This window comes from Maricaulis virginensis (genome assembly GCF_027922185.1).
GTDB classification, from domain to species: Bacteria; Pseudomonadota; Alphaproteobacteria; order Caulobacterales; family Maricaulaceae; genus Maricaulis; species Maricaulis virginensis.
This window is the reverse complement of the sequence record NZ_BSFE01000013.1, coordinates 34,023-46,671: the sequence shown is the minus strand read 5'-3', so window position 1 is coordinate 46,671 and position 12,649 is coordinate 34,023. Positions and strand designations below refer to the sequence as shown.

At 66.8% G+C, this 12,649-nt stretch carries 14 protein-coding genes; 8 read left to right on the top strand and 6 right to left on the bottom strand.

All coding sequences use genetic code 11. The features are described 5' to 3' along the window. The first annotated feature begins 163 nt into the window (after window positions 1-163). Both gluQRS and PKE71_RS16290 read left to right on the top strand, forming a co-directional pair. Entirely contained in the window at window positions 164-1,033 is an 870-nt protein-coding gene (gluQRS, locus tag PKE71_RS16295) for a tRNA glutamyl-Q(34) synthetase GluQRS (RefSeq protein ID WP_271188068.1), read from the top strand. Between the two features lie 99 nt (window positions 1,034-1,132). Then, on the top strand, window positions 1,133-2,065 hold the full coding sequence (locus PKE71_RS16290; protein WP_271188067.1) for a hypothetical protein: 933 nt from the start codon (window positions 1,133-1,135) through the stop codon (window positions 2,063-2,065). Here PKE71_RS16290 and PKE71_RS16285 read toward each other — a convergent pair. After that, entirely contained in the window at window positions 2,062-2,616 is a 555-nt protein-coding gene (locus tag PKE71_RS16285) for a hypothetical protein (RefSeq protein ID WP_271188066.1), read from the bottom strand. The two genes, PKE71_RS16290 and PKE71_RS16285, sit on opposite strands and share 4 nt — an antisense overlap. Window positions 2,617-2,753: 137 nt before the next feature. On the opposite strand from PKE71_RS16285, the gene PKE71_RS16280 reads away from it, so the two are divergent. After that, window positions 2,754-3,803, top strand: coding sequence for a Rieske 2Fe-2S domain-containing protein (locus tag PKE71_RS16280; RefSeq protein ID WP_271188065.1), 1,050 nt, complete (start codon window positions 2,754-2,756; stop codon window positions 3,801-3,803). Then, window positions 3,803-4,018, top strand: coding sequence for a twin transmembrane helix small protein (locus PKE71_RS16275; RefSeq protein WP_271188064.1), 216 nt, complete (start codon window positions 3,803-3,805; stop codon window positions 4,016-4,018). The genes PKE71_RS16280 and PKE71_RS16275 overlap by 1 nt, the downstream gene beginning before the upstream one ends. Window positions 4,019-4,023: 5 nt before the next feature. Here PKE71_RS16275 and PKE71_RS16270 read toward each other — a convergent pair whose 3' ends face one another. Further along, window positions 4,024-5,109 carry a serine hydrolase domain-containing protein gene (locus tag PKE71_RS16270; RefSeq protein ID WP_271188063.1) on the bottom strand — a complete coding sequence of 362 codons (1,086 nt, stop codon included), beginning with the start codon at window positions 5,107-5,109 and terminating at the stop codon, window positions 4,024-4,026. Window positions 5,110-5,172: 63 nt separating this feature from the next. Between PKE71_RS16270 and PKE71_RS16265 the strand changes: the two genes are divergently transcribed. From PKE71_RS16265 to PKE71_RS16250, 4 genes are all read left to right on the top strand, one after another. Further along, complete coding sequence (locus tag PKE71_RS16265; RefSeq protein WP_271188062.1) at window positions 5,173-5,748, top strand: cob(I)yrinic acid a,c-diamide adenosyltransferase; 576 nt, start codon at window positions 5,173-5,175, stop codon at window positions 5,746-5,748. Window positions 5,749-5,858: 110 nt separating this feature from the next. Further along, window positions 5,859-6,443: a YceI family protein gene (locus tag PKE71_RS16260; protein WP_271188061.1), complete on the top strand. Its 585-nt coding sequence runs from the start codon at window positions 5,859-5,861 to the stop codon at window positions 6,441-6,443. A 329-nt stretch (window positions 6,444-6,772) separates the two neighbouring features. Further along, the gene (locus PKE71_RS16255) at window positions 6,773-7,522 is read left to right on the top strand and encodes an electron transfer flavoprotein subunit beta/FixA family protein (RefSeq protein WP_271188060.1); all 750 of its coding nucleotides are present in this window, start codon (window positions 6,773-6,775) and stop codon (window positions 7,520-7,522) included. Window positions 7,523-7,524: 2 nt separating this feature from the next. Continuing rightward, entirely contained in the window at window positions 7,525-8,454 is a 930-nt protein-coding gene (locus PKE71_RS16250; RefSeq protein WP_271188059.1) for an electron transfer flavoprotein subunit alpha/FixB family protein, read from the top strand. A gap of 80 nt (window positions 8,455-8,534) precedes the next feature. Here the strand turns inward: PKE71_RS16250 and PKE71_RS16245 are convergent, their stop codons facing one another. The 4 genes from PKE71_RS16245 to PKE71_RS16230 form a co-directional block, all read right to left on the bottom strand. Beyond that, entirely contained in the window at window positions 8,535-9,947 is a 1,413-nt protein-coding gene (locus PKE71_RS16245) for an amidohydrolase family protein (RefSeq protein WP_271188058.1), read from the bottom strand. A gap of 88 nt (window positions 9,948-10,035) precedes the next feature. Beyond that, a complete protein-coding gene (locus PKE71_RS16240; RefSeq protein ID WP_271188057.1) occupies window positions 10,036-11,133 on the bottom strand; it encodes a helix-turn-helix domain-containing protein in 1,098 nt (365 codons plus the stop codon). A gap of 32 nt (window positions 11,134-11,165) precedes the next feature. After that, on the bottom strand, window positions 11,166-11,510 hold the full coding sequence (locus PKE71_RS16235) for a hypothetical protein (protein ID WP_271188056.1): 345 nt from the start codon (window positions 11,508-11,510) through the stop codon (window positions 11,166-11,168). Between the two features lie 10 nt (window positions 11,511-11,520). Next, on the bottom strand, window positions 11,521-12,558 hold the full coding sequence (locus tag PKE71_RS16230; protein WP_271188055.1) for a phytase: 1,038 nt from the start codon (window positions 12,556-12,558) through the stop codon (window positions 11,521-11,523). Between the last annotated feature and the right edge of the window lie 91 nt (window positions 12,559-12,649).

The following is a 12,649-nucleotide window of genomic DNA, read 5'->3' as shown; positions in this document are numbered from 1 at the left end:
CCGGTATGGTCTGCGTCTCCCGAGATAGCGGGATGCGGGCGCCGGGGGCAAGGGGAATGGGTGTACGGGACTTTTCAGCGGGCCGCTTGCGCTGCGCCCCCTCAGTCGGCTACGCCGACAGCTCCCCCGCAAGCGGGGCGAGCCCTTGTTCAGACCCCGGCCCATGACCTTCACCACGCGTTTCGCCCCCTCACCGACCGGCTATCTCCATCTCGGCCATGCCTTTTCGGCGTGGACGGCCTTCACCGCCGCACGCGAGGCCGGCGGGCGGTTCATTCTGCGGATGGAGGATATCGACACGGTGCGCTGCAAGCCGGAATTCGATGCCGCCATCCTGGAGGATCTGGCCTGGCTGGGGCTGGAATGGGAAGAACCGGTGCGGCGGCAGTCGGCGCATTTCGGCGATTTCGACGGTGTGCTGCAACGTCTGCAGGAACAGGGCGTGGTCTATCGCTGCTTCAAGACGCGGCGGGAAATCCTGGAGGATATCGCCCGCGCGCCGCATGGCGTCGGCGATGTCTATCGCGGACCGGCCGAACCGATGAGCGCGGATGAGGAGGTGGCGCGTGTCGAGGCGGGCGAGGCCTATGCCTGGCGGCTGTCGCTGGCGCGCTGCCGCGACGTGCTGGGCGAACGCTTTGCGGCGATGCGCTTTGTCGAAGAAGGGCGCTTTGTCGAAGAGGGGCGCTTTGTCGAGGAGGGGCGCGGCGAGATCGCCGCCGATCCCGATCCGCTGGGCGATGTCGTGCTGGCGCGCAAGGATGTCGGCACGAGCTATCATATCGCCGTCGTGCATGACGATGCCCTGCAGGGCATCACCCATGTGATCCGCGGCGTCGACCTCTTCGAGCTCACCCCGCTGCACGTGCTGCTGCAGACACTGCTGGACCTGCCCGTCCCGGTCTATCGCCATCACCGGCTTCTGACGGATGCGAAGGGCGAACGCTTCGCCAAGCGCAACAGGGCCGCCACCCTGCGCGCCATGCGGGCGGCCGGCGGGACACCGGCGGATATCCGGGCGCGCTTCGCCTGAACGCACATATAACCGGGATTTAATCCGCCGCCGCGCATCCGGACGGCGGCTGCCACGCATCACCCTCACAGAACGCACGCAATCCAGAACGGGGACATCATGCCACTGCTTTCACTCTCGCTCGCCGCGGCCCTGGCCGCCACGACGCAAGCCGGTCCGGCGCCGTCGCAGGCTTTCGACGAAACGCTGGTGCTCGGCGCCGGCCGGGCGAGCGTCGAACAGGCGCTCGAACCGCGCTGCGACAGCCTGCAGGCCGTCTCCCCGCCAACCGCCGGCTTCCCGCTGGCGCGCGAGCAGGAAACCCATCTCGTCTGCACCGGCTTCACCTTCGACAGCGGCGCGCGGCTCGATGCGGCCGTCTTCACCCTCGCCGACGGCGCACTGGTCCAGATCGAGGCCCGCGGCGACACGGCGCCGCTGACTGCGCACGCCGGCGACAGCGTCACTTTCCAGGACTGGACGGCCTATCCGGCGGCCGGGCTGATGCTCGACAGTGCCGCGGGAACCGCGCACATCCTTTCGGCCGACGGGCTGCACACCAATCTGTTTGCCTGGCACAACCCCTTGCTGGACGGCGAACCGCTGGACTACCCGCCGCTCGATGTGTCCATACCGCCGGAAGTGCGTCCGGGCGCCAGCCTCGAGACCCTGATGCCGGAGATCGAGGCGGCCTGCCCCGTCGTCCAGGTGCGCGAGATCGATCCGCCCGGCCTGCCGACGCAGCCGGCGACACAGACCCAGATCAATTGTTTCGGGTATGCGGTTGCCGGGTTCGAACGCAAGATCGAGTTCGTGTTCGGCGATGGCCAGCTTGTGCTGGCCTGGATCCTGACCGGGCGCGGCGAATCCGATCGCCTGCAGGCAGCGATGGATGCGGCCTATGGCATGCCGGTTTATGCCGGCGACAGTTTCCGCTTCTACGAGGACGGCCGGATCGCACTGCGTTTCGACAAGCCGGAAATCCTGGTCATCGAGCAGTCGCTGGGCGCGGGCTATATCGACCAGCTCAACGGGGCGGAGGCGTCCGACTAGTCGGTCAGGCGCCGGGCCTCGACGCCCTCCACCCACTCGCCGGTGCGCACCAGCCGGCCCTCGCGCCAGGTATATTCGCGCACGGTGATGCCGCCGCCCGGCACACCGCGCGCGCCTTCGCGGATCTCGATCCGGGTCTCGCGATAATGCTGCACGATGCGCGCCTGATTGCCCGACATCAGGGCGACGGTCTGCCAGGCCTCGCCCTGCGATACGATCAGCGGAAAGGCGCAGCTGCCCGTGCCGCAGAAATAGGCCACGGCCGGGCCGTCGCGGCGGGCCTGGCAGTTGAGGCTGCGCGTATCGACCACATAGTCGGGCCGGCGATCGGCATTGATGTCGCCGGACACCGTCGCAGCGGCGGCAATGTCGCCGTCACGGCAGACAAGGGCGCCGCCGCTGATCCGGTCGAGATGATCGTGAAAGGCCGCAAGCACGCCGGCGGGCAGCCCGGCGGCCGGTGTCTCCGCTGCATCCTGCTGCGAGCAGGCCATGGCGGTCAGGGCAGCTGCTCCGGCCAGGCCGAAACGCCGCAAAGCGCGTGTCCACATCGCCGCACCCCGTTTGCGCGCCCCAGCGCTGACATCAGACTAGGGCCCGCATGCGGCGTCCCGCAAGCGGATATGCCGCAGGTTTAATGCGGTCTCCATGCTAGGCAGGCGGCACGGGACACGCTATCAGGCGATGCATGTTCGTGCGTGATCTCTGGTATTTCGGCTGCCTGTCGAGCGAGCTCAAACCGGGCCAGCACCTCCATCGCGAGTTGCTGGGACAGCCCGTACTGTTTGGCCGCGACCATAATGGCAAAGCCTATGCGCTGAAGGATATCTGTCCGCACCGGGGCATCCTGCTGTCCGGCGGCGAAGCCCAGCAGCACAATGGCGAGACGCATGTGGAATGCCCCTATCATGGCTGGCGTTTCCGCACGGACGGGTCCTGCGCCGCCATCCCCTCGCTGACCGCCGAGCAGGCGAAGGCGATGGACCTCACGAAGATCCGCACCCGCGCCTTCCCGGTGCACGAGGACCAGGGCCTGATCTGGATCTATTACGCCCGCGAGGAAGACGCGGACAAACCGCCGGCGGTCGAGCCGCCGAAGCTGGACATTCCGGAAGGCGAAAAGCCGCGCCTCGTCGTGCGCGACGTCTTCAACTGCCATGTCGACCATGCCGTGATCGGCCTGATGGACCCGGCCCACATCCCCTATATCCACCGGCAATGGTGGTGGCGCTCGGCGAAATCCGTGCACGAGAAGGAAAAGAAGTTCGGCCCGGTCGAGCGCGGCTTCACCATGCTGCCGCACACCCCGTCGAAGAATTCCTATCTCTACCGCCTGCTGGGCGAGCCGCAGACCGAGATCCGCTTCCAGCTGCCGGGCCTGCGCACCGAATACGTCCAGGCCGGCGGCAAGCATTTCACCGGCTTTACCGCCGTGACGCCGACCAATGAAAACTCCACGGCCATCACGATCGTGGTCTACTGGAACCACCCGCTGATCCACGCCATCCCGAACTTCCTGCTGAAGACGGGCATCTCCATCTTTGTCGGGCAGGACCGCGATGCGGTGAATGCCCAGCAGGTGGGCCTGGCCTATGATCCCAAGCTGATGCTGATCCACGATGCCGACGTGCAGGCAAAATGGTATTTCGCCCTCAAGCGGGCCTGGGACAAGCACCGCGACACGGGCGAGGCTTTCAGGAACCCCGTCAAGCCCGCCACCCTGCGCTGGAGAAGCTGATGCCGCCGATCGACGATATTCTCACCGGACTGCTCTACCTCGCGATGATCGCCGTCGTGGCCGTGCTGGCCTTCGGCATCATCAATCTCTATCGCGGTGACGAGAAGGCGCGCTCGCGCTCGAACAAGCTGATGCGCCTGCGCATCGTGCTGCAGTTCTCCGCCATCCTGATCATCATCGCGATCTTCCTGGTCCGTCAGAATTTCGGCGGCTGACCCCGTCAGTCGGCCAGGCCCTGCAGCGCGTCGCGTACGGGGCCGGCCACCCGGTCGATGCGGCCGTCATTGACGCCCACCGCCCGCACCTCGCCCGCCACCGGATCTACGGCCACCACGACGAACCACATCGTGTTCGACCCGGCGTGCTGCAGACGGCCGCCCTCGCCGACACCCCAGCCCATCGCATACTCGCCGCCGAAGGGCGGCGTGTGCAGCAGCGCCCAGCTGTCAGCGGAGAGATAGTCTTCCGGCTGGTCGAGATGTGCGTTGAGGAAGCGGGCGATATCGCTCATCGAGGCGTGCACCGTGCCGGCCGGTCCCATCACCGGCGGATTGTCGGCACGCGGCCCGGGCGCCACGGCGTTGAGCCCGCCGAACAGGCCGGCGCGGTGACCGCGCGGCTGGTCGACCGCGTCCGCCGAACCGGGTGCCCCGAAACCGGCGCTGGTCATCCCCAGCGGTTCGAACACTTCGGTGCGGATCAGCTCTTCCCAGCTCTCGCCCGTCACCTGTTCCAGCATCGCCCCGGCGATCACATAGCCGGCATTGGAATAGAGAAATTCCGTCTCGGCCTGCGCCGCCGGTTCGCGGGCGAGCATGTTGGCGGCATAGTCCAGACGCTGCTCACCCAGGGGCGCGTCACTGGTGGCGAAACCGACCAGGGCCAGCATGCCCGGATTGGCATCCAGCCCGGCACGGTGCGAGAGAAGGTGGCGGAAGGTCATGTCGCGATAGGCGGGATGGATTTCCTCGACGCGATTGCCCAGATGCTCCCCGATCGTGTCGTCCCAGCCGATCACGCCGCGCTCGGCCAGACGGGCCACCAGGGTCGCCGTCATCGCCTTGGTATCCGATCCGATATGCCAGAGATCGTCCGGCGCGATCGCGGCATCGCTGCCGCGGGCCCGCACGCCGGCCGTGCCGAGGCGGATATCCCCGCCGCGCGCCACCATGACCGCCGCGCCCGGCGATCCGGTTTCCGCGATCAGCTGTTCGGCCGTCACCGCGAGCGCGGCGTCCTGAGCAGCCGGGGCAACGGCCTGCAGCATGATGAAGGGTGCGGCGGCGAAGCAGAGCGGTGACAGCATGGATATCCTCCGGTTTGCCGGCCGGGCTTTCGCGCGCGGCGCCGGGGCGCTAGACAGGCGGACATGGTCCGACTGACAAAAATCTACACCCGCACCGGCGACGCCGGTACCACCCGGCTCGGCGACATGTCCGAAACAGTCAAGCATGACCCGCGGGTCGATGCCTACGGGGATATCGACGAGACGAATTCCTCCCTCGGCCTTGCCCGCGCGGCGCTGGGCGCCGGGCACGAGCTGGATGAGGATCTGGCGCGCATCCAGAACGACCTGTTCGATCTGGGCGCCGATCTGTGCGTGCCCGAGAGCGATACGCCGCCGGACTTCGAGCCCCTGCGCGTGACCGCCGGGCAGGTCGAGCGCCTGGAGGCGGCGATCGACCGGCTGAATGCGCGCCTGGAACCGCTGAACTCCTTCATCCTGCCGGCCGGCAGCGAAGCCGCCGCGCGCCTGCACTTCTCGCGCACGGTCTGCCGCCGCGCCGAGCGCAGGATCTCCGCCCTGATCGCCTCCGGCGCGCGGATCAATCCGCAGGCGCTGAAATACGCCAACCGCCTGTCCGACCTGTTGTTCGTGATGGCCCGGATCGCCAATCTGGAGACCGGCGGCGATGTGCTTTGGGTGCCGGGAAAAGACCGCTAGCCACGCGATTGTTTCCGCGCAGGAAACACGAAAGTGATATCTGCCCGGTCGACATGCGCTGCAGATCGCCTATCTCTGGGTGCGACAATTCAGCTCATCCGGAGACCCGCATGACCCGCTTTCTGACTGCCACTGCCGCCCTCGTCCTGATCGGTGCCGCCGCCCAGGCCGAACCGGTTTCGTTCGAGTTCGACAAGTCCCACACGATCATCCAGGCCTCCTGGGTGCACCAGGGCTATTCCACCCAGTCGCTCCAGTTCACCGATTATGACGGCACGCTGGACCTCGACCTGGAAGACCCGTCCGCCTCGACGGTCGACATCACCTTCAACCTGGTCGGCGGCATCTGGGCCGGCGCCAACCAGGAGCGCTTCCTGGGCCACCTCGCCTCGGACGACTTCTTCGGCCTGGAGACCAATCCGACGGCGCATTTCGTCGCCACCGGCTTCCAGACCGAGGATGGCGAGACCGGCACGATGACCGGCAATCTGACGATGAACGGCGTCACCGCACCGGTCACGCTCGACGTCACCCTGAACCAGGTCGGCGAGACCCAGGAGGGCAATACCAAGGCCGGCTTCACCGCCACTGGCTCCCTGATGCGTTCGGAGTGGGATATGGGCTTCGCCGTCCCCTACGTCTCCGACGAGATCGAACTCTTCATCTCCACCGAGCTGGTCGCTGCGGCGGAATAACCGCATCGCAACGACACTGGTCGATCGAGGGCGCTTCCGGCCGGAAGCGCCCTCTTTTTATGCCGGGCACGCTGAGCGCAAAACGTACCTGAAGCTCGAATCGAGCCCTTCAGATCACACCGCACCGCAGCATTTCAGCGCTGGCGCAGCGCCGAAAATGCAGCCGCGACCAACCGCACCGGCATACCCGAATCCACATGCCAGGTGCGAATTGACGCACGCGTAAGCCAGCGGGCTGCATTGACTTACCGCACGCGCGAAGGCAGTTTCGCCGCCTGTTCTTTGTAGGTGCGCAGAATATCCCGCGCGCGGCCAACCGGAGCCCCAGCATGAAGATTCTCGTCCCCGTCAAACGGGTCGTCGATTACAACGTGAAGGTCCGCGTGAAGCCCGATCAAACGGGCGTCGACCTCGCGAATGTGAAGATGTCCATGAACCCCTTCTGCGAGATCGCCGTCGAGGAAGCGATCCGCCTGAAGGAAAAGGGCGTCGCGGAAGAAATCGTCGTCGTGTCCATCGGACCGGCGCAGGCCCAGGAGACCCTGCGGACCGCCCTCGCCATGGGCGCCGACCGCGGCATCCTGATCCAGACCGACGAGACCGTCGAACCGCTCGCCGTCGCCAAGCTGCTGAAGGCCGTGACCGACGAGGAGAAGCCGGAGATCGTGCTGCTGGGCAAGCAGGCGATCGACGACGACGCCAACCAGACCGGCCAGATGCTGGCCGCACTGCTGGACTGGCCGCAGGGCACCTTCGCCTCCAAGGTCGAGATCGCCGACGGCAAGGCCACCGTGACCCGCGAGGTCGATGGCGGCCTGCAGACGATCGCGCTGGAACTGCCGGCCGTGATCACCACCGACCTGCGCCTGAACGAGCCGCGCTACGCCTCGCTGCCGAACATCATGAAGGCCAAGCGCAAGCCGATCGACACCAAGGCTCCGGACGATTTCGGCGTCGATATCGCCAAGCGTCTGGAAGTCGTGAAGGTTTCCGAACCGCCGAAGCGCGAAGCCGGTATCAAGGTGGAGAGCGTCGCCGAGCTGGTCGACAAGCTGAAGAATGAAGCGGGAGTGATCTGATCATGACGGTTCTCGTTATTGCCGAGCACGACAACAGCGCGCTCAACGACGCCACCCGCGCCGTGATCACCGCCGCCAGGAAGATCGGCGGCGATATCCACGTCCTCGTGGCCGGCAAGGATGCCGGCGGCGTGGCCGAAGCCGCGTCCAAGCTGGACGGTGTCGCCAAGGTGCTGCACGCCGAAGCCGACGTCTTCGCCTCGCCGACGGCGGAAGCCATGGACGCGCTGGTCACGCCGCTGATGGACGATTATGACGCCGTCCTCGCCGCCGCGAGCACGATGGGCAAGAACTTCATGCCCCGCGTCGCCGCCCGCCTCGACGTGATGCAGATCTCCGACATCACCGCAGTGGAAAGCGCCGACACCTTCGTGCGTCCGGTCTATGCCGGCAACGCGATGATGACGGTGAAGTCCAGGGACGCAAAGAAGGTCATCACGGTCCGCCCGACCACGTTCGAGAAGGCCGGTGACGGCGGCTCGGCCCCGGTCGAGGATCTCGGTGCCTCCTCCGGCCCGTTCAAGTCGGAATTCGTCTCCGAGGAGCTGTCGGAATCGGATCGTCCGGAACTGACCCAGGCCAAGATCGTCATCTCCGGCGGCCGCGGCATGCAATCCGGCGAGAATTTCCACCTGCTGGACAAGATCGCCGACAAGCTGGGCGCCGCCGTCGGTGCCTCGCGCGCCGCTGTCGATGCCGGCTTCGTGCCGAACGACTACCAGGTCGGCCAGACCGGCAAGGTCGTCGCGCCGGAACTCTACATCGCGGTCGGCATTTCCGGTGCCATCCAGCACCTGGCCGGGATGAAGGACTCCAAGGTCATCGTCGCGATCAACAAGGACGAGGAAGCGCCGATCTTCCAGGTCGCCGATTATGGCCTCGTCGCGGACCTGTTCCAGGCCCTGCCGGAACTGGACGAAGCGCTGGGCTGAGCCTCGCCGCACCGGACAAATCAGGAAACGCCCGGCCATCCAGCCGGGCGTTTTCTTTTGGTACTCACGTCAAGGCAAGATTAGCGGATCGCCAGCAGATGCCGGCCCAGGCGCCACCAGGTGCGAAGCGCCGAGGGCTGCCGCCCGGCCTCTTCCAGCGCATCGAGCGCATCGCGGTCGAGCCAGCGCCCGTCACGCATCACACCGCGCGGCGCGTAGAGGATGGACGGGCTGGTCAGCGGGTCACCGTCAACCAGAACCAGATCGGCAAAGCAGCCCACGGCCACACAGCCGATCTTGCCCTCCAGCCCCAGCACATCGGCCGGATGCACGGTCGCCGACCGGATTGCCTCCAGCGGTGTCAGCCCGGCCCGGACCAGAAGCTCGATCTCGCGCACCGTCGAGACACCATGCGGCGAGGCCATAATCCCGGAATCCGAACCGACCGTCAGGCGCACGCCGTCCTCGTGCATCATGCCGGTGAAAGCCTCGTAGAAGGCCTGCATGCGCGTGCGGTCCTCATGGACATAGCGCGACCAGAAGTCGAACGCATCCTGCTCGAAGCCGGCGACCACAGGGTTATAGCCGTCCATCTCGGGGCGCAGCAGATGCCCGCCGCGCGTCTCGACGATGCGCGCCAGGTTCTCGTGCACCACCAGCGTCGGGTCGACCGTGGCACCGGCCGCCGCAATCGTCTGCGCCAGGGCGCGGGCGCTCTCCGGGTCGGTATTGTCGGACAGGCCATGCCAGACGATCGACTCGCTGTGCTCGATCGTGTCGAAACCGGCCGGCAGCGTATCGGTGAAGGGCAGCGGGTCGTCTTCGGTGCCCTCGACCGGGTGACCGCTCATCGTCATACCCAGCGCCGCCGCCTCCTCGCGGATCGCGGCAAAGCTCTCGCCCGACAGGTTGGAATAGAGTTTGAGGTGGCGGAAACCGGCCGCGTGCTGGCGCCGTACGGCCGCGCGCGCCTCGCCGCCACCGCTCACCGCCTCGTGCAGCAGGTTGGCATTGCGGCCGCCGCGTTCATTGATGATCGCGCCTGTGGTGATGAGGCGGGGGCCGTAGAGACGGCCCGCATCGATGCGCCGGGCGAGCGGCAGATGGAAGGGCATGCCGCCCATATTGCGCACGGTCGTGACGCCGCGCGCCAGCCCGGCCGCCAGGTCCACCTCATCGAAAACATGGACGTGCATGTCGATCAGTCCGGGCATCAGGGTGCGGCCCTGCGCGTCGATGCGCGGAATGTCCGGATCGGTGCCGGACATCCCGTCCGGCCCGATACGCGCGATCCGCCCGTCCTGCACCAGGACCGACCGGCCGGCCTGCCGGGTACCGGTTTCCGGGTCGAACAGTGTGGCGTGCTCGATCAGCCAGGTCCGCGATGCATTGCGGTCCGGCACCATGGCGCCGGGCACCCGGGCGATGATGACGGCCGTGGCGGCGATCGCGGCCAGGATGACGGCAAGGCCGCCGGCGAGGATACGAAGCATGAATGTCTCCCGTCTGGATTTCGGGAGAGGTCAGCATGTCCGGCGGACGGGATCGTCCGGAATCCGGATTCCGGACGTGCGGAATTCGTCAAGCGCTGCGGATACCGGATACCGGTCCGTCTTCGCCGCTGCGCAGGCCGGCAGCATAGGCCGAGGGCGTCTCGCCGGTCTCGCGCTTGAAGACGGCGTTGAACACGGATTTCGACGAGAAGCCGGCGGTGAAGGCCAGGTCGATCACGCGCTGGGCTGTGCCGGCGCGGGCGTCCTCCTGCATCATCGCGCAGACATCCTCGATCCGCAGACTGTTGATATAGTCGTTGAAATTGCGCCCCGTCGCCGTCTTGATCGCGCGCGACACGGCGCGCTCGCCCAGCCCTGCTGCCGCCGCGACTTCCGGCCGGGTGAGACGCGGTTCCGAATAGAGCGCCTCGCCGCGCACGACCGTATCGATGCGCCGGAAGTCCTCGGTCGCTGCGGCCTCATCGCCCGGCGCCGGCGTGGCCGGCTCGTCCCGCGGCGCGTCCAGCGCTCCGGGTTCGAGCCCCTCGAACAGCCGGCTGTGGCGGACGGCGATCAGGATCAGCATCACCACGAAGGCCAGCGAGACGCTGATCTGGAAGAGATAGGCGGTCTGGGTCCCCAGCCATGGCCAGTAGGGATGGATCCAGTGCGCATCCATCCGCAGCACGTCGAACACGCCATCGACGACATAGAAACCGATCAGGGCGTAGAGCCCGTTGAGCTGGATCGCCCGGGCATCGGACCGGGTCTCGCGGGTCGCCCTGCGGAAGCGGTGGATGAGCCAGACCGCGGCGGCGGAATAGACGAACAGGCTGATCCGGGCGGCGTGCTCGACCCAGGCGATCTGCGTCGTCAGCGCCAGCGCGATGAGGAAGGGCACGGCATGCGGCCAGTCGCGCCAGGTCAGCGCCGGGCCGGCGATCATGATGCCGCGGACAGTGAGATAGACAAGCGGCGGATAGGCCAGGCGGAAGGCCGGCGTGACGAGCCAGATGTCGCGAAACCCGGCGGTCTCCTCCAGCACGTTGAAGATCATCCAGGTGCAGGACATCGCCATCAGCGCCGACACCGCCCGCAGGCGCGGCTGCGATACGGTCAGCAGCACGCCCAGACCGGCAATGGCGATCAGGGCGATATGGACGAGATTGACCGGCTGGAGCGTCATGGCGGGCAGATTAAGGACTGGAGGCGGCCTGCCTAGCCCTTCCAGCCGCGAAAGTCGCGGTATTCGGCCAGGGCGGACACGGCACGGCGCAAGAGTTGCGGCGCATCGGCGGCCTCGCGTTCGCAGGCATCATAGGCCGCATGCACGCTGTCGAAGATGTGCTGGGGTGCCTTGGTCAGCGCATCGCCGGCCTCGCCCGCGTCGATACCGGGCCCGCCGGCGACCGGCTTCTCGCCACGTTCCAGCAGGACCAGGCGGGCGGCGAGATCACGTTCGATCTCGCCGAGCTGCTGCGCCAGCCCCCGGTCCCGGCTGCGGTGCAGCCAGACCAGGGCAATAATGGCGACAAGAAGAATGAGCGGAAGAAGCAGGGCCATGCGGCCCGGACTACTCCGCCGCGCTCCCGCCTTCCAGCACAACGGTCAGCGAGCGCAGATCGACGAATTTGAAGTTCTGGCCGCCGGTCTCGTTCTCGTCGTCCTGCACGACGAAGATCCCGCCTGGGAAAGTCTCGCCCAGATTGGCGGTGGAAATGTCCAGACCGTCCGTATGGGTCACCCCGTCGACGGCGCCGTCGACGATCCGGAAGCGCGTGACGAATTCGTGCGTTTCCAGATCATAGGCCGCATAGGCATTGTCGCTCTGGGAGGAGACGACCAGCCAGCCGCCGGTCTCGCCGCGCGGCAGGAGGGCGGCGCCCTCGGCATCGGCGCTGAGCTGCTGGCCGTCGACGGCGGCGATCTGCACCGGTTCGGCCGGATCGGTGGGCTCGGCGCCCATCATCCAGACGCCGGCATTCTCTTCATTCATGTAGACCGTGCCGGTGCGCTCGTCCGCAACACAGCCTTCCGCGATCGTGCCCAGCGTGACGCGGCGGACTTCCTCGGCGGTGACGCTCTCGCCATTCCAGCCCACGCGGACCTGAATGAAGGTGCCCGGTTCCTTGTCGGAGACAAAGGCATAAAGCTCGCCATCCTGGCGGCTGCGGTAGAAGCAGAAACCATAGGGCTCGACGATATTGTCCAGCGGCACGGCGCCGGCATAGCTCACATCGCGCGTGTCCGGATCGATGAAGAAGAAGGCGATGCCGATGTTGGAACGGTCGGACGCGCCGGCAATGTCGACGACACGGTCACCGAGCGCGAAGTCGTAGCGGACGTCGACATTGTTAAGCCGGCCTTCGGGCAGGTAGGCATGCTCGGCGCCGGTCAGGGTGTAGACGTAGACGCCATTATCCTTGTCGGTGCCGAAGATCAGGCTGTCGGCCGGCGTGTCCGAGACCCACACGGCCGGATCGTCGGCCGCATCGCCCGTACCGGCGACGCTCGCCGTTTCCAGCACGGCTTCGATCTCGACAGCCGGCAGTCCGCCGCCACAGCCGCCCAGTGCCAGCGAGAATGCCGCAAGGCCGAGAATCCGCTTCATGACTGTCCCTCCAGAAGTCCGGTTCGCAGCGCAATAGCACGGGTCATGCCGCAATGGCACGCGGCCAATCGTGACACTTCCTTGACGGGGT

Bases quoted from the DNA above. Each gene is read 5' to 3' on its own strand.
- gluQRS (WP_271188068.1), top strand. From the start codon at position 164: ATGACCTTCACCACGCGTTTCGCCCCCTCACCGACCGGCTATCTCCAT.
- PKE71_RS16290 (WP_271188067.1), top strand. From the start codon at position 1,133: ATGCCACTGCTTTCACTCTCGCTCGCCGCGGCCCTGGCCGCCACGACG.
- PKE71_RS16285 (WP_271188066.1), bottom strand. From the start codon at position 2,616: ATGTGGACACGCGCTTTGCGGCGTTTCGGCCTGGCCGGAGCAGCTGCC.
- PKE71_RS16280 (WP_271188065.1), top strand. From the start codon at position 2,754: ATGTTCGTGCGTGATCTCTGGTATTTCGGCTGCCTGTCGAGCGAGCTC.
- PKE71_RS16275 (WP_271188064.1), top strand. From the start codon at position 3,803: ATGCCGCCGATCGACGATATTCTCACCGGACTGCTCTACCTCGCGATG.
- PKE71_RS16270 (WP_271188063.1), bottom strand. From the start codon at position 5,109: ATGCTGTCACCGCTCTGCTTCGCCGCCGCACCCTTCATCATGCTGCAG.
- PKE71_RS16265 (WP_271188062.1), top strand. From the start codon at position 5,173: ATGGTCCGACTGACAAAAATCTACACCCGCACCGGCGACGCCGGTACC.
- PKE71_RS16260 (WP_271188061.1), top strand. From the start codon at position 5,859: ATGACCCGCTTTCTGACTGCCACTGCCGCCCTCGTCCTGATCGGTGCC.
- PKE71_RS16255 (WP_271188060.1), top strand. From the start codon at position 6,773: ATGAAGATTCTCGTCCCCGTCAAACGGGTCGTCGATTACAACGTGAAG.
- PKE71_RS16250 (WP_271188059.1), top strand. From the start codon at position 7,525: ATGACGGTTCTCGTTATTGCCGAGCACGACAACAGCGCGCTCAACGAC.
- PKE71_RS16245 (WP_271188058.1), bottom strand. From the start codon at position 9,947: ATGCTTCGTATCCTCGCCGGCGGCCTTGCCGTCATCCTGGCCGCGATC.
- PKE71_RS16240 (WP_271188057.1), bottom strand. From the start codon at position 11,133: ATGACGCTCCAGCCGGTCAATCTCGTCCATATCGCCCTGATCGCCATT.
- PKE71_RS16235 (WP_271188056.1), bottom strand. From the start codon at position 11,510: ATGGCCCTGCTTCTTCCGCTCATTCTTCTTGTCGCCATTATTGCCCTG.
- PKE71_RS16230 (WP_271188055.1), bottom strand. From the start codon at position 12,558: ATGAAGCGGATTCTCGGCCTTGCGGCATTCTCGCTGGCACTGGGCGGC.